Genomic DNA, 15,272 nt, shown 5'->3' with positions numbered 1-15,272 from the left:
TTCATCATGTATACTGTTACACAATGGTGTAAAAAGGAGGATTATCATGGAATTACAGCTTGAACGAAAGCTCGTGTTGATTACAGGATCAACTTCAGGGATCGGAAAAGCCGCGGCAAAAAGCTTTTTAGCCGAAGGCGCCGAGGTGATTATAAACGGAAGAAAAAAAGAAACTGTGGAACGGGCGGTTGAGGAGCTTTCCGCTTACGGAACGGTTCACGGCATCGCTGCGGATTTATCGCGCCAGGATGAGGCGGATGACTTGATAAAGCGCGCCGGCGGAATCGGGGAAGTCGATATTCTCGTCAATAACCTCGGCTTTTTTGAAGTAAAGGACTTCGCTGAGGTGTCTGATGACGAATGGACTCGGTATTTTGAAGTGAATGTTATGAGCGCCGTGCGCCTGTGCCGGCGTTTTCTGCCGCAAATGCTCGAAAGAAACAGCGGACGGATTCTGAACATCTCCAGTGAAGCCGGAGTCAAACCGCTTGCGCAAATGATTCCGTATTCAATGACGAAAACGGCGTTAATCAGCTTGTCCCGGGGAATGGCGGAAATGACGAAAGGCACAAATGTCACGGTCAACTCCGTGCTGCCGGGACCGACATGGACCGAAGGCGTCGCTTCTTACATGGAAGGAGCCGCAAAGGCTGCCGGAGAAGACACGGACAGCTTCGTCCGGGATTATTTTAAAGTGAATGAACCGACATCATTGATTCAGCGCTATGCAACCCCGGAAGAAGTCGCCAATACGATTGTATTTCTCGCTTCATCAGCGGCTTCTGCCATTAATGGCACCGCACAGCGGGTTGAAGGCGGCATCATCCGCTCCATTTAACACAAAAAAGCCCGGCACAATGGGAACTTCCCCATATGCCAGGGCTTTTTTTTACATCATGCCTGCAAACGGAACCGGCTCCCAGCCGCCCGTCTCAAGCTCTGCTGAAAACAGGCCGCCCGCATGCGGCTGCTCAAGTCTTTCGGCTTCCGTCAATTTTTCCGTCGCGGTCGTAATGTATAACGTGTTCAATTCTCTGCCTCCGAACGCGCAGCAGGTGACGTATTTCGCCGGAACTTCGATAGATGCAATTTCCTTATGCAAAAACGGGTCAATCCGGACGGCACGGCCGCCTCCGAACAGAGCCACCCACAGCATTCCGTCACGGTCAATGGTCATTCCGTCGGGAGATCCTTGCGACTCCGGAAAGCGGTAGACCGTTTTCGGATCTGATACGGCTCCGGTTTCAGGATCGTATGCATAACAGACGATTTCCTGCGTCGGAGTGTCGATATAGTACATCAAGTTTCGGTCCCGATCCCAATCCAAACCGTTCGAGGTGGAGACCTGGTCTTTTATTTTGGCAAGGCTGCCGTCCGTATTCAGACGGTACAGCGAAGCCTCCTCTTCTTTGCCTTCCATGCTCGTCGTTCCCGCCCATAATCTGCCGGACGGGTCGCATTTTGCGTCATTGAAACGGATATCTTCCCGCATGTCTCTCGGCTGCTTCATCTTCGTCAATGTATCTTCCCGAAGATTGTACAGGTAAAAACCGTCTTTCATCGTCATCACCAGCTCTTCCTTTGAATACAAGGCCAGAGCTGTGACAAATGATTTGAATTTAACGGAACGGTTGATTCCGTCAGCCGGAGTGAAGATATGGAGCTGGCTGCCCAGTATATCCACCCAGTACAGGCATTGCTTGTCCTTGTCCCATAAAGGGCCTTCTCCGATAACCGCTCTCGTATCTGCTCGTAATGCTGCTTCCATGTGTGAACACCTCTTTTGCTTGTCAGTCTTCTATTGTTATTCCCGACAAAGCGGCGTCCAAACTCAATCTTTTTTAAAAAGAATCGTAATCACCGTTCCGGCGCTGATTCTGCTGTTGACATGGATGGTTCCGTTATGAAGGTGTACCAGCTCCTTGGCAATGGCGAGCCCGAGTCCCGTTCCTTCTGACGGGCCTTTCGTATTCGTTCCCCGGTAATAACGGTTAAACAGCTGGTGAATCGTTTCGTCGTCCATTCCTCTTCCGTTATCTTTCACCTTCAGAATGAGCTGTTCGGCTGATTCCTCAAGCACGACCCGAATGGCGGTCCCTTTCTTATTATGCTTAACCGCGTTTGCCAGCAGATTCTCCAGAATACGGCGGAACCACGCTTCATCAATGGCGAAAAGAATGTCTTCCTTTTTGGTTTCAAAGGCGATGTCATAGCCTTCCGAGAACGTGTTTTTCGTGAAATCGTTCGTGACGTTTCTGATAAACGGCACGACGTTGATCAGCCGCCGTTCGATCGGGAGGGCCGCGTTTTTGAGGCGGTATGTTAAGTTTAAGTCCTCAATCAGCTTGGACATATATTCTGATTTTTCCCGGACGATCTGCCCCATTTCTTTGACTTCTTCCGGGGTCCAGTCGTATTGCTTCGATTCAAGCATCATGCTGTAGCCGTAAATCGTGCTCAGCGGGGTTTTTAAGTCATGGCTCAGCCCGGCGATCCATTCTTCCCTTGTCGCCTGGATTTTTTCTCTGTTTTTCTTATCCCGCTTCAGCGTGTCGGTCAGCTGATCCATCGATTCGAAAATCTCGGCGAAAAAGCGGAACGGCTGTTTTGTTTTGCCTTTTTTGTTTTTGCTGACCGGCTGTCCTTTGCGGTTCTTCGGCTCTTCAAGCCGGCCCTTTGATAAATTGACGAGCCATTTGATGGTATGAAACAGCGGCCAGCCGAAACGGAAAGAGTACCAGATGGTCAGGATGCAGATCATAAATACCAGGATTCCGATCAAGAGGAAGAGGGTTTTCATCACATTTCTCAAAAATGATTTGTTAAACTCGTGATCGGGGATGTACACGGGGTTCGGCACCGACGCGACCATCCATTTCGTTTTATCGAGTCTTTTAAAAGAAATTTCCCGTTTGTAATTCCACGGCTTGGAACTGTATTTCAGCAATTCAAGCTCATTGACGGTGTTCCGTTCTTTTTTCGTGCTGTTGATATCCCCGAGCAGTCTGCCGCTGTCTTCGAGAAGGTAGACCGCCCCTTTTTCCCGTTTAATATAATCAATCGTGCTTTTTTTATATTGAGAAAGGGAAGCGAGGGATGGCTCCTGTGATTCGATGTAAGTGAGAAGCTGCTCACTGGCGGATTTCCAGCCGAACAGAATCAAATAGGTCTCATCATTTATCGTGACCGTCCAGTAATTCAGCTTGTAGTTGTCAAAATTCCGGTACTGATAAATGGATAAGAGGTCTTTTCTGCTGTAATGGCTCGGGACGTCTTTCGGCACTCTGTACGCGTAGTCCGTTTTTTCATTGTCATTAATGATCTGCAGCCAGCCCTTCTGCTTTCTGACCGACATCTTTAAAAACTCATCGACATCCCATGTGCCGTCTTCATTTTTATCAAGCCATGCTTCAAACGAGTCCGCCGTCGCTTTGGTCAGTCCCGCATTGGCTTCCGCTTCGCTGAAACGCCAATCCAAATAGAAGAAAGAAGCGACGGCCAAAACGGACATCAGCAAGATGACAAGCAGCAGCTGTCCGAAAAAGTGGAGCAGAAATTTTCCGCGCATTCTCATGAGCGGGTTCCTTTTTCTCCTTGATCGGGAATAAACCGATAACCGAGGCCGCGCACCGTTACAATATAGGACGGATTGCTGGGGTCTTTTTCAATCTTTTCTCTGAGCTTGCGGATATGCACCATGACGGTGTTGTTGTCGCCGTAAGACGGATATCCCCATACTTTTTCATAGATCTGATCTTTTGAGAGCACCACATCAGGGTGTTCACAGAAATATTGAAGCAGCTGCAGAAGCTGTGCGGAGCAGCTGACGGGCTCGCCCCCGACGATCAGCTCGGCGTTTTGCGGTGAATAGGAAAAATGGCTATATGAATACGTCTTTACCGCCGTTTTCTCTTCGCGCTTATAGGTTCTCTTTAACGTCGCCCTGATCCGCGCCGCCAATTCGAGCGGATTAAACGGCTTTGTTATATAATCGTCAGCTCCCAATGCAAATCCTGACAGCTTATCCGCATCAGAAGAACGGGCAGTCAGAAAAAAGATCGGAGCGTCGGTATAATTCCGGATTTCGGTGCATGCTTCAAAACCGGACATGCCTTCCATCATCACATCCAGCACGAGCAGATCCGCGGTTTCATGTTTAACAAACTCGATCGCTTCCTCAGCGCTTCCGGCTGTCTTAATGTTGTGATAGCCTTCTTTGACGAGAACGCGTTTGACCATATCAACGATCGCCTTCTCATCGTCTACAATTAAAATTGACGCATTTTCCACTTGGACGTTCCTTTCTCTTTGTTTTTTTCATCATATCATTATATGGATAAGATTTGGTACTTTTTTAGTGCGGAGGTCTTGCGGGGAAACAGAAAAGAAAAACGAGACCGGACATCTCTTCTCGTTTTTCTCACGTTGTCAGAGCGGAATATCCATCATTCCGCCGCTTTTGTCAGGAGCTTTCATTTATAAGATGAAGAATAAATTCCCAAAAACCCGGCACGTCCTGGCATAACAGCATGTCCGCTTTTTCAACTATTTTAATCTTCAATTCTTGTTCAAGATCTTCTCTTTCCTGGTATGATGTATTGCTCAGTTTTTTTTTTATCATTGGCGAAAAACGCGAAATCAAAAGTTCCATTTCGTCGGTATCTGTGTTCTCTTTGCTGAAGTCAAATGGCCCGTTCACTGCTTATTTTCCCCCTTTTTTTGCTTGTCCAGATGCTTTCTGAGATTATCGAGCCCTTTTTTATGAATATTAGAAATGTTCTGCCGTGATTCACCCAGCGACTCGGCAATCTCCTTCATCGTCGCTCCGTGAAGATAAATATTCGTCAGCACGCTTTTTTGCTTATCGGTTAACGTCTGAAGCGCTTCGTATAAATCACGGTTTTGGACATGCTGGCTCAAATCCCCCTGCTTCCGCAGAAACTCTTCATACGCGTCTTTTCCCATTTCATAGGGAAGCGCTTCACCTCCCTCCGGCTGATCCACCGTCAGCGGATAGCGCTTCTGATTTTTACGGATGCGCTTGTCAAAATCGATTGAGAAAATCCGGATCATAGAGTTCATATATTTGATGATCCGGATTTCCTTATAAAACTGCTTAAAATGGTCATCCAATGATTTTGCATCCTTCTCGTCTGAATGTTCCAGCACATTTTTAAATTTCTCGTAATGCTTTGGGTCACTTAAAAAATGTTTAACGATCGGATGTTTCATAATTTCCTTGCATTTTGACCGTAAAAGAACTTGATAGTCCATAAAACCGCCCCCTATTTAAATTAAATGAAAGAAAGCAAAAAAAAGTAAACTACTCCTTTCCGACTAAGATTCCGTATTCCTTATGTCCCGGTTTTGCCGGAACAAAAAAAAGACCCTCAACCGGGATATCAGGTTTACAGGAGCCGCTCTTTCTTTCACTTATATACATGACTGCAGGTCAAGTCAGGAGGTGGCTGATAATGGATCAGGTTTTTATAGAAGAAACGGTCAGACAGATCGGCAATCTCGGCTTTCCGGCTCTGATTGCCATGTATCTTCTCACACGGTTTGAGAAGAAGTTTGACGCCCTGATCGAACTGATGACGGAACTGAAAGATCAGAAAATGAAAAATTAATTTTCACTCGAAGTTGACTTTTCATCGGAACGCATCACTTAACAAAGCAGAAGGGAAAACGAAAGGCCTTTCACATTCTCTTTCTGAAAAAACAAAGCTTGAGAGGAGACGATTTACATGTCAAAAGAAAACAACTGCAATATCCCGCAGCCGATCAGAGGAGACAAAGGGGCGACCGTCACGATACCGCGCAACCTTGAAAGAGACCGCCAAAATCCGGATATGCTGACGCCGCCGGAAACGGATCACGGCACAGTGGATAATATGAAATTCTCTTTCTCAGATGTGCACAACCGGCTGGAAAAGGGCGGATACGCGCGTGAGGTGACCGTTCGCGAGCTGCCGATTTCTGAAAATCTGGCATCTGTCAACATGCGTTTAAAACCGGGTGCCATCCGTGAGCTGCACTGGCATAAAGAAGCGGAATGGGCATATATGCTGACGGGCAAAGCGCGGGTCACGATTGTTGATGAACAGGGACGCAGTTTTATCGATGACGTGAAGGAAGGAGATCTGTGGTACTTCCCGTCAGGCCTGCCGCACTCCATTCAGGCGCTGAAAGAAGGCTGTGAATTCCTCTTGGTTTTTGATGACGGTTCCTTCTCAGAAAACAGCACATTCCAAGTGACTGACTGGCTTGCCCACACACCGCTTGATGTCATCGCCAACAACTTCGGGGTTTCAGAAAAAGACCTCGCCGGCCTGCCCGGGAAAGAAAAATATATCTTTGAAGAGCCGGTTCCCGGGAAGCTGAAAGATGACATCGTGGAAGGCCCGAACGGTGAAGTGCCATATCCGTTCACTTACCGCCTGCTGGATGAAGGCCCGACTGCTGAGACGGATGGCGGCAAAGTATATATCGCGGATTCCACAAACTTCAAAGTGTCCAAAACGATCGCTTCAGCGCTTGTCGTGGTCGAACCGGGCGCAATGAGAGAGCTGCACTGGCATCCGAACACGCATGAATGGCAGTATTATATTTCCGGTAAAGGGCGGATGACGGTTTTTGCATCGGACGGCCATGCAAGAACATTTAACTATCAGGCCGGGGATGTCGGTTACGTTCCGTTCGCAATGGGCCACTATGTGGAGAATTTGGGAGATGAGCCGCTCGTCTTCCTGGAAATCTTCAAGGATGACCACTATGCCGATGTGTCCCTGAACCAATGGCTTGCCATGCTTCCCGAGAAATTCGTCCAGCAGCATCTGGATCTGGGCAAAGACTTTACGGATATTCTTTCAAAAGAGAAACACCCTGTCGTCAAAAAGAAATGCTGAAGAAGATACACACCGACTTGCAGAGTTCCGTCTCTGCAAGTCTCCTCTGTGTGAAAAGGAGCTGAACAGATGATCAATCAAAACGGGACGAAAATGTTATTTCTTCAGGTGCTCCGGTATGCCCTGGCAGCCGCTGCCGTATTATTCGGGTATTTTATCGTGATGATGGCTGTATTTTCATTAGCCGGGACGAGCTACGGATCGATGGCGTACGTCCTGCTTTTTTCCGTGCTTTTTATTCTTCTCGGTTTATGTTTTGAACCGCTTGAGCGGCTGATGATACATAGCTTTACCTTTTTTGGGACGGGCAGGCTGCCTTTTCTCCTTTTAGCCAGCACCGTTCAGCTGCTGTTCCTCTGGATGACCGCGTATACGACGGATAAACTGATTGAAAAGATTTGGCTGTCAACGACGGAGGAGCTGATTGTGGCGGGAGTTTTTTTCGTTTTGGATAAATGCGTCTCCGGACAAAAGCAGCCCCGGGCGCAATAAAAAAAAACGCAGGCCGGAATGGCTCTGCGTTTTTTTTCATCATACCGTTGCGTTTTCATGCCGGATTAAATCGTAGGTTAAGCAGACCGGTTTGTTCGTGCGCGGATCTTTTACAATCTGTGCGTCAATCTGAAAAACGTCTTCCAATATGCCGGGAGTCATGACTTCCTCCGCCGTTCCTTCCTTGATGACGCGCCCTTTTTTCAGGGCGATCATGTAATGGGAAAAACGGGCGGCATGGTTCAGATCATGAATGACCATTAAAATGGTGCGGCCCTGCTCCTTGTTTAATTTGTCCAGCAGCTGCAAAATTTCAAGCTGATGGGCGAGATCTAAATAAGTGGTCGGTTCATCAAGAAGCAGCAGCTCCGTTTCTTGAGCGAGCGCCATGGCGATCCACACACGCTGCCGCTGTCCCCCGGAAAGCGCTTCGATCGGCCGGTCGTAAAATTCGGCCATCCCCGTCTCTTCAAGCGCCCATTTGATCATGTCACGGTCTTTATCACTCAAACGGCCCATTCCGGACTGATGCGGAAACCTGCCGTAAGAAACAAGTTCGTACACCGTCAGCCCGCTCGGCGCTTCAGGCGTCTGCGGAAGAATTGCCATTTCCTTGGCGATGTCCTTCGTGGATTTTTGCATGATCGCCTGTCCGTTTAAATAGACGGCGCCGGATTTCGGTTTCATGATTCTTGACATCGTTTTGAGAACCGTCGATTTTCCGCAGCCGTTCGGACCGATCAGCGTTGTAATTTTTCCTTTCGGGATGGCGATATCCAATTCTTTCGCTATCAAACGGTCACCATAACCGACAGTAAGCTGTTCCGCCGATAATGAGTTCATCGCGGCAGCCTCCTTCCTCTATTTCGTTTTCATCAGCAAATATACAAAATACGGCGCTCCGAGCACGGAAATCACCAGGCCGACGGGAATTTCGGACGGTGCAAGCACATTTCTCGCCAGCGTATCGGCAAGCAGAAATAAAAATGCTCCGATTAAAGCCGAAACCGGGATAAGCGTCTGGTGGCGCGGCCCGGTAAGCCTTCTGGCCAAATGCGGTGCAATGAGTCCGAGAAAAGCGATTCCGCCGGCTGCCGCAACACATGACGCGGTCAGGGCAACGGCGGACATCAGCAGAACGCGCCGCTCCTTTTCAACCCGGGTGCCAAGCCCCGCCGCCAGCTGATCACCGAGCTGAAGCACATTTAAATACCTGGCTTTATAGAGGCTGAACGGTAAAAGAACCAGCAGCCACGGCAAAATGGACAGCACCATTTTCCAATTGGCGTTCCAAATCGAACCGGAAATCCATACAAGCGCCTGCATGAAATCCCGCGGGTCCATTTTCAGCTGAAAAATCAAGAGAAGCGCATTAAACCCCGCATTGACGCCGATCCCGACCAAAACGAGCCGGACAGGTGAAACGCCTTTTTTCCAAGCCAGAACATAGATGAGCAGCGCAGCCAGAAAAGCCCCCGCCAAAGCGCTCACCGGAAGCAGCCATGTACCGGCCATGCTTAAATCAACAGCTGATCCTTGGAAAAAGAAGATAAACAGAACGACCGCCAAAGACGCTCCGGCGTTAATACCGAGAATGCCCGGCTCCGCCAAGTCATTTTGAGACACGCTTTGAAAAATCGCGCCTGAAACCGCGATTCCGGCGCCGACCAGCAATGACAGCACCATGCGCGGCAGTCTGAATTCAAATAAAACGAGCTGATCCCGGGCATCCCCCTGTCCGAAAAAGACACGCAGCGTATCAAGAGGCGCAATCCGGATCACCCCCATGTTTAAACTGATAAAAAAGACGATGCATATGAGCAAAAACGTAACGGCCATGACCGCCAGCGGTTTTTTCGATTTTACATTCATTACAGCCCTCTCCTTTCCCTGCGCGCCAAATAAAAGAAAAAGGGAACGCCGATAAGGGCGGTTAAAGCGCCGACCGGTGTTTCAAACGGCGCATTGACGAGTCTTGCGGCAATATCACTGAAGACTAACAGAACGGCGCCGAATACCGCCGAACAGGGAATGATCCACCTGTAATCTACCCCGACTAAAAACCGGGTGATATGCGGAATCACCAAGCCGATAAAAGAAATGGCTCCGGCGACTGAGACTGAAGCCCCCGTCAAGAGGACAACGACAAACATTCCGATTACTTTCACAAGCGATGTGTACTGCCCGAGCCCTTTGGCCAGTTCCTCACCCAAGCTCAGCACCGTCACTGAGCGCGCAATCAGAAATGCCAGCAAAAGCCCGATAACCCCGACCGCCAAAAGCAGCTGCACGCCTTCCCATTTCACGGAAGCAACTCCTCCGGCATACCAGAACTTCACATCCTGGGCGACATCAAAACGGATCGCAATCGCGCTTGAAAGCCCCGTTAAGAAATAGCCGACTGCCGTACCGGCCAGCGCGAGCTTCACCGGTGTCAGACCGCCTTTTGAAAACAGGCCGATGCCAAACACAATAAGCGCTCCGATTCCCGCTCCCGCAAAGGACCACAAAACAAGTCCCGCCGCAGACAGACCCGGAAAAAAAGCAAATGCCAATGCGATCGCAAATCCTGACCCCGACGTCACGCCCATAATGGAAGGCTCAGCAAGCGGGTTCCGCGTCAGCCCCTGCATAATCGCCCCGGACACAGCTAAAAAAGCCCCGACGAGCGCGGCGGCGGCAGTTCTCGGCAGCCTCAGATCGCGTATGATTTGATGAGATGTATTTTGCGGCTGAAAGTGAAAGAGAGCATCCCACACCGTCCGCAGATGAATATCGGCAGCTCCGATGGAAACAGACAGAGCCGCGCCGATCAATAAAACCGCAATACCGGCACACAGCAGCACAGCAGCCCGGAATGAACGCGCCGTCCACTGGATTTCACTCCCTGATGCCCCTTGAGCCGTCATTGTCTGTTTCTTTTTCAATAGACCCAACACTCGTTCTTCCTTTCTCAAAACAAGAATGGTAATGATAATGATTATCAATGACTTGTTTCAGTATAGCACTTTTATCTTCTCTTTTAATAGACCTAATTTCATATAAAAAAAGAAAGTTTTTCTTAAAAAAGAGCGTGCTTCTCTATGAAAGCAGTGATATAATCACACTGATAATGATTCTCTTTATCACTAATTTTTATGAAAGAAGGAATGTCAGATGTTCCATACATACAAGAAAATCGGCGCAGCGCTGATTGCCGTGCTGCTCATCGCCGCTTTGGCCGCATGCGGCAATTCTTCAGACACGAAAGGTTCTTCTGAAAAAGAAGAAACCATCACGTATAAAGCCGAAAACGGCAATATTAAAATTCCGAAGCACCCGAAACGGGTCGTCGTCATGGCTGACGGCTACTACGGCGACTTTAAACAGCTCGGCATCAATGTTGTCGGCGCGCCGCAAAACGTATTTAAAAACCCTTATTACAAAGGGAAAACAAAGGGTGTGACAAACATCGGCGACGGCACGTCCGTTGAAAAAATCATTGACTTAAAGCCGGATTTAATCGTTGTCTGGACGACACAAGGCGCCGACATTGAAAAACTGGAAAAAATCGCGCCGACAATCGCCATTAAATATGACAAGCTCAGCAACATTGATCAATTCAAAGAGTTTGCGAAAATGACAGGCACTGAAGATAAAGCAGACAAATGGCTGACTGAATGGGATAAGAAAACCGCTGCCGCTAAAACAAAGGTTCAAAAAGCGGTCGGCTCAAAAACCATCTCCATCATGCAGACAAACGGAAAAGACATCTATGTATTCGGTAAAGACTTCGGCCGCGGCGGAAGCATCATTTATGACAAACTCGGGCTGAAGGCCACAAAACTGACGCAGGAAAAAGCCATTAATCAAGGGCCGGGCTACGCCAGCATTTCACTCGAGAAACTTCCTGACTTCGCGGGAGACTACATCTTTATGGGGCCATGGCAGGCCGGCGGTGACGACAAAGGCGTGCTTGACAGCTCAATCTGGAAGAACCTCGATGCCGTCAAACAAAACCATGTCTACCGCATTGATCCGATCGGCTTCTATTTCTCAGACCCGATCTCACTTGAAGGCCAGCTCGACTACATCACAAAAAGCTTAACGAAGTAACCCCGAAGCCGCTGTCACAGCGGCTTTTTATTACGCTTGAAACTTGACAAAAAAATTTATTTATGCTATAATTTACATTTTTGGATTAACATGTATAATAAGATTCTCCCGGCCGGAGATTGATGTAAATAACGGAGGATCTTTATATGAAAGAAAACAAGGCGAGTATGACTTCCCTGCTGTCCGCTTTCGGAAGGGCGTACCACAGTAAATACGACACCCCGGTGATATTTGATGATTTTTTGGCACAAGATCTGATTTCTGAAAAAGAGCATTCGGACATCCGCGATCATCTGATTCAAGGTATATCATTTTTCAGCAAAGACATGGCCCAGAGGCTTCAAGGCCAACCGGATGACATCTTAAAATGGGTGACTCAAGTCCAGCTGTCTCCTACACCGTTAGCCCGTGCCGCATATTGTGAAGAAGTGCTTTTCAATGAAGTGAAGCTCGGGGCCAAACAGTATGTCATCCTTGGCGCGGGGCTGGATACTTTTTGTTTCAGGCATCCTGAGGTGACAAACGCCTTAGACATATTTGAAATCGATCATCCCGCTTCACAGGAAGACAAAATAAACAGATTGAAACATCTGAACCTCGGCATTTCCCATCATCTGCATTTTGTACCGATGGACTTCGCCGCTTCGCTTTCTTTCAGCCGTCTGCATCAGGAAGGTTTTTCACGCCAAAAAACCTTTTTCAGCCTGCTCGGTGTGTCATACTATCTTACGAAAAAGCATCTCGCCCGCCTGCTCACACAATTATGTGCCGAAGTCCCGCCGGGAAGCTCTATCGTGTTTGATTATGCAGATGAGTCCCTTTTTGAAGAAAGAGGACTGTCAAACAGAGTGGAAAACATGGTAAAAATGGCTGCAGCAAGCGGAGAACCGATGTTATCGTGTTTCAGTTATAAAGAAATCGAAAAAATATTAGAATCATCAGGTCTGCTTATTTATGAACATTTATCTCCGGCGGACGTCAATGACCGTTTTTTCCGCGGACGCACTGACCATTTAACCGCATTCGAGACCATTCATTATATACACGCCGTCAAAAAGTAATCCGCTGCCGCAAATAAAAAAGACATCTCACAGACGTGAGATGTCTTTTTGTCATACCGATTGTCTGTTGTTTGCAAATTTCTTTGAGACGAAAGGATATAACAGCAAACCGACGAAAAACAGCCCGATACCGAGAATAAAGGTCGTTAAATCGGCCGTTCCGGTAATAATGACGTAAAAAGAATAAATGCAGGCAAGGATGGCGATGATACCGTCTCTTACTCTTGAACCCTTTATCTCGTCATACGTTTCACCCGTAAAAATGAGCTTCAGGCTGTAAAACGCTGATACGAGATACGGAATCAGATAAGCGAGCGTCGCCGCCGTCGTTAAAAACGTAAACGCGTCACTGATCGTCCGGGAAATAACTGAAAAGATAAAGATCTGTGACATCACGTTCGTTACGATTAACGACACAACCGGGCTTCCCTGTTTATTCGTTTTTGCAAAAGCAGCCGGAAAGTCTCCTGATTTCGCCGCTTGATACGGAACTTCAGAGCCGAGAAGAATCCAGCCGAGCATCGTTCCGAACAGACACAAAATCGCCAGAATCGCCATGATGACGCTTCCTGCATTGCCGACGATCGCGTACAATACGTCAACAAACGGTTTTTCCGAGCCGACAAGCTTACCATGCGGAAGCACGCCCATCGTAATCAATGTCACGATGATATAGATGCTGAGCGCGATCAATAATCCGGTAATGGTGGCGCGTTTCACGTCGCGCTGCGAACGGGCGCGCCCGGATAAAATGACTGCCGATTCAATTCCGACGAACGCCCATAATGTTGAAATCGCCGCATTGTGGATCTGTCCGCCGATTCCCTCAACTGTGTGAGGACCTGTTTGAACCGGAAAATAAAAATGATCGAAAAACGACGTTTGAAACACAAATAAACCTGCAATGATAAAGAAGATAAATCCTAATACTTTTGAAAACGTCGTGACAAAATTTAATTTACTCGCACCGTTAATGCTGGTGACGAGAATCGTGTGAGTGCCCCATAATAAAACCGTACATACGGCAAACGTCAGCAGCTGGCCGAGCGTAACAGCCTGACCGCCGATCGAAAACATTTCACGCTTATCCGTTAAAATCGGGAAAAATGATGTTAAATATCCGGCAAGGCTCGTGATGATCGCCACGTTGCTGATCCAGCTCGCCACCCAGTAGCCCCACACCATCGTGAAGCCCGCTGCATTCCCTTTTTTCCGATCACTGAACAGCGCACGCGCATAGCTTTGCGGCCCCGCCGTCAGCTCAGGCTTGCGGATGGATAAGTGGCCGAAGACCAGCGCGATCATTAACACACCGGCTCCCGTTAAAAGCCATGCCGATGTGGCGCCGAACGGGCTCGCGATTTTTGCGAGCGAACTCGGAAGCGAAAAGATGCCCGAGCCTACCATATTTCCTACGACAAACGCCGTTAATAACCAAAAACCCCATTTTTTCGTCTGTTCCATTCCTGTACCTCCTGGTTGTTCATTCGTACGGACCAGACCCCGAGACCATATTTACACGCAAAAAAAGCCTGAACAAAAGTCCATGCTTAAAGAAACACACACACCCTTGATCTCCGGATAGCCCTCCGCGAAAAAGCACGCGGCAGTCCTGCACTTATTCAGATACAGTCCCAGCATAAAGAAGGATCGGCTTTCTTTACACTTCGGCGCTGATGCCTTTAACACATGTTTTGCGGCCCCTATCAGCCTGGCATGTGCGACTCATCATCAAGCGCAACCTCTACCTCACCGAGAAAGAGTGAGGATTTTTATCATTCAATTCTACTCAGAGGTTATCAGAGATAAAAAGATCTGTCAAAGGGAAAAATTAGATGGAAAACGGATAGAGCGTTCGCCCTACCCGTCTTATATGGTCAGCGGTTGTTTTTTTTCTTTTGAACAGCCTCTTGAAGCGGATCGTCTTTCAGAGCTGCACCGGCGTCGTCAAGCGCGCCTTGAATGACGTTTTTGTTTTTATCGCTGTTTTTTCCTTTTTCTTTGTTAAAGAAAGCCATCTGTATCACCTCTTTATCAAATATAGGTACACCTATAATGTGTCTTTTTCCGCGGCAGAATATGCGGAATCCGCCTCTCCTTCCTTTTGGCGGAACAGGTAAAGTTTGTTGATCAAACATGCATTCTCTTGATATATTTGTAATTCAGGGGATTTTGGCAAAAATAAAAAGGAGAAGCGAAAAATGACAGGAAAAACACACATCATGGGAGGCATCGCTTCTTGTTCCGCAATTGCGTATTATTACGGGTATGATCCGGTCCTTGTGACCTCAGCGGGTGCCCTTGGGGCGCTGATTCCCGACATATGCCATACGAAAAGCAAAATCGGCAGAACGCTGCCCGTTCTGTCCAAAATCGTAAGCACGGTGTTCGGCCACAGAACGTTTACACACAGCCTGCTGTTTATGCTTATTATGTTTTTCATTACGGCATCCTATATTCCGAATCCGAGCATTTCCGCCGGACTGATGATCGGAATGGCGAGCCATCTTGTGCTTGACGCATGGACCGTCAACGGCATTAAACTGCTGTTTCCGTCCGCCATCCGCTTCCGTCTTCCCCTTTATATGAGAACGGGGAGCTTTTCGGAGCAGCTTGTGCTGGCCGGCTTAACGATTGTATCCTGCTATTATTTATACGAACTGGTTCACGGCCGCATCTCTTAAACAAAAAGCGTCTTTCGCTTTTAGAGTGAGGA

At 48.1% G+C, this 15,272-nt stretch carries 17 protein-coding genes and 1 riboswitch; of the genes, 7 read left to right on the top strand and 10 right to left on the bottom strand.

All coding sequences use genetic code 11. The features are described 5' to 3' along the window. Nucleotides 1-46: 46 nt before the first annotated feature. Entirely contained in the window at nucleotides 47-838 is a 792-nt protein-coding gene (locus K3G25_RS13555; RefSeq protein WP_029973589.1) for an SDR family NAD(P)-dependent oxidoreductase, read from the top strand. Between the two features lie 51 nt (nucleotides 839-889). Here the strand turns inward: K3G25_RS13555 and K3G25_RS13550 are convergent, their stop codons facing one another. The 5 genes from K3G25_RS13550 to K3G25_RS13530 all read right to left on the bottom strand — a co-directional run bounded on the left by K3G25_RS13550 (nucleotide 890) and on the right by K3G25_RS13530 (nucleotide 5,232). Next, nucleotides 890-1,768, bottom strand: coding sequence for an SMP-30/gluconolactonase/LRE family protein (locus tag K3G25_RS13550; RefSeq protein WP_025649271.1), 879 nt, complete (start codon nucleotides 1,766-1,768; stop codon nucleotides 890-892). A gap of 63 nt (nucleotides 1,769-1,831) precedes the next feature. Then, a complete protein-coding gene (locus tag K3G25_RS13545) occupies nucleotides 1,832-3,574 on the bottom strand; it encodes a HAMP domain-containing sensor histidine kinase (RefSeq protein WP_012118418.1) in 1,743 nt (580 codons plus the stop codon). Next, the gene (locus K3G25_RS13540) at nucleotides 3,571-4,290 is read right to left on the bottom strand and encodes a response regulator transcription factor (RefSeq protein WP_003151779.1); all 720 of its coding nucleotides are present in this window, start codon (nucleotides 4,288-4,290) and stop codon (nucleotides 3,571-3,573) included. The genes K3G25_RS13545 and K3G25_RS13540 overlap by 4 nt, the downstream gene beginning before the upstream one ends. A gap of 172 nt (nucleotides 4,291-4,462) precedes the next feature. Then, nucleotides 4,463-4,699 (bottom strand): sigma-O factor regulator RsoA, encoded by a 237-nt coding sequence (gene rsoA, locus K3G25_RS13535; protein ID WP_014418858.1) that lies wholly within the window; start codon nucleotides 4,697-4,699, stop codon nucleotides 4,463-4,465. Then, on the bottom strand, nucleotides 4,696-5,232 hold the full coding sequence (locus tag K3G25_RS13530) for a sigma-70 family RNA polymerase sigma factor (protein ID WP_088056565.1): 537 nt from the start codon (nucleotides 5,230-5,232) through the stop codon (nucleotides 4,696-4,698). Before K3G25_RS13530 ends, rsoA begins: the two co-directional genes overlap by 4 nt. Before the next feature lie 242 nt (nucleotides 5,233-5,474). Here K3G25_RS13530 and K3G25_RS13525 point away from each other — a divergent pair, with 242 nt between their 5' ends. The 3 genes from K3G25_RS13525 to K3G25_RS13515 all read left to right on the top strand — a co-directional run bounded on the left by K3G25_RS13525 (nucleotide 5,475) and on the right by K3G25_RS13515 (nucleotide 7,400). After that, nucleotides 5,475-5,630: a YvrJ family protein gene (locus K3G25_RS13525; RefSeq protein ID WP_014418860.1), complete on the top strand. Its 156-nt coding sequence runs from the start codon at nucleotides 5,475-5,477 to the stop codon at nucleotides 5,628-5,630. Between the two features lie 117 nt (nucleotides 5,631-5,747). Beyond that, nucleotides 5,748-6,908, top strand: coding sequence for an oxalate decarboxylase family bicupin (locus K3G25_RS13520; RefSeq protein WP_007410043.1), 1,161 nt, complete (start codon nucleotides 5,748-5,750; stop codon nucleotides 6,906-6,908). A gap of 69 nt (nucleotides 6,909-6,977) precedes the next feature. Then, nucleotides 6,978-7,400, top strand: coding sequence for an acid stress-sensitive anti sigma factor RsiO (locus tag K3G25_RS13515; RefSeq protein WP_014418861.1), 423 nt, complete (start codon nucleotides 6,978-6,980; stop codon nucleotides 7,398-7,400). Between the two features lie 39 nt (nucleotides 7,401-7,439). On the opposite strand, the gene K3G25_RS13510 is transcribed toward K3G25_RS13515, so the two are convergent. The 3 genes from K3G25_RS13510 to K3G25_RS13500 are packed head-to-tail and all read right to left on the bottom strand — an operon-like array spanning nucleotide 7,440 to nucleotide 10,309. Then, on the bottom strand, nucleotides 7,440-8,243 hold the full coding sequence (locus K3G25_RS13510; RefSeq protein ID WP_007613715.1) for an ABC transporter ATP-binding protein: 804 nt from the start codon (nucleotides 8,241-8,243) through the stop codon (nucleotides 7,440-7,442). Nucleotides 8,244-8,261: 18 nt separating this feature from the next. Further along, complete coding sequence (locus tag K3G25_RS13505) at nucleotides 8,262-9,272, bottom strand: FecCD family ABC transporter permease (RefSeq protein WP_014418863.1); 1,011 nt, start codon at nucleotides 9,270-9,272, stop codon at nucleotides 8,262-8,264. After that, nucleotides 9,272-10,309, bottom strand: a complete 1,038-nt coding sequence (locus K3G25_RS13500; protein ID WP_029973587.1) for a FecCD family ABC transporter permease — start codon at nucleotides 10,307-10,309, stop codon at nucleotides 9,272-9,274. Before K3G25_RS13500 ends, K3G25_RS13505 begins: the two co-directional genes overlap by 1 nt. 247 nt (nucleotides 10,310-10,556) lie before the next feature. On the opposite strand from K3G25_RS13500, the gene K3G25_RS13495 reads away from it, so the two are divergent. Together K3G25_RS13495 and K3G25_RS13490 are read left to right on the top strand one after the other, a co-directional pair. Next, nucleotides 10,557-11,495 carry an iron-hydroxamate ABC transporter substrate-binding protein gene (locus K3G25_RS13495; RefSeq protein WP_014418864.1) on the top strand — a complete coding sequence of 313 codons (939 nt, stop codon included), beginning with the start codon at nucleotides 10,557-10,559 and terminating at the stop codon, nucleotides 11,493-11,495. Between the two features lie 146 nt (nucleotides 11,496-11,641). Next, on the top strand, nucleotides 11,642-12,556 hold the full coding sequence (locus tag K3G25_RS13490) for a class I SAM-dependent methyltransferase (RefSeq protein WP_232489352.1): 915 nt from the start codon (nucleotides 11,642-11,644) through the stop codon (nucleotides 12,554-12,556). 51 nt (nucleotides 12,557-12,607) lie between these two features. Here the strand turns inward: K3G25_RS13490 and K3G25_RS13485 are convergent, their stop codons facing one another. Next, a complete protein-coding gene (locus K3G25_RS13485) occupies nucleotides 12,608-14,020 on the bottom strand; it encodes an amino acid permease (protein WP_043020704.1) in 1,413 nt (470 codons plus the stop codon). Between the two features lie 110 nt (nucleotides 14,021-14,130). Next, a riboswitch (Lysine riboswitch) is annotated at nucleotides 14,131-14,311 on the bottom strand. Between the two features lie 122 nt (nucleotides 14,312-14,433). Continuing rightward, nucleotides 14,434-14,574, bottom strand: coding sequence for a small acid-soluble spore protein SspJ (sspJ, locus tag K3G25_RS13480; protein ID WP_021494114.1), 141 nt, complete (start codon nucleotides 14,572-14,574; stop codon nucleotides 14,434-14,436). 183 nt (nucleotides 14,575-14,757) lie between these two features. Between sspJ and K3G25_RS13475 the strand changes: the two genes are divergently transcribed. Beyond that, entirely contained in the window at nucleotides 14,758-15,240 is a 483-nt protein-coding gene (locus tag K3G25_RS13475; RefSeq protein WP_232489351.1) for a metal-dependent hydrolase, read from the top strand. Nucleotides 15,241-15,272 lie beyond the last annotated feature (32 nt).

The organism is Bacillus sp. FCW2 (genome assembly GCF_021228595.1).
Lineage (GTDB): Bacteria > Bacillota > Bacilli > Bacillales > Bacillaceae > Bacillus > Bacillus velezensis.
The sequence above is the reverse complement of the archived record's forward strand: the minus strand, read 5'-3'. Positions and strand labels throughout refer to the sequence as shown.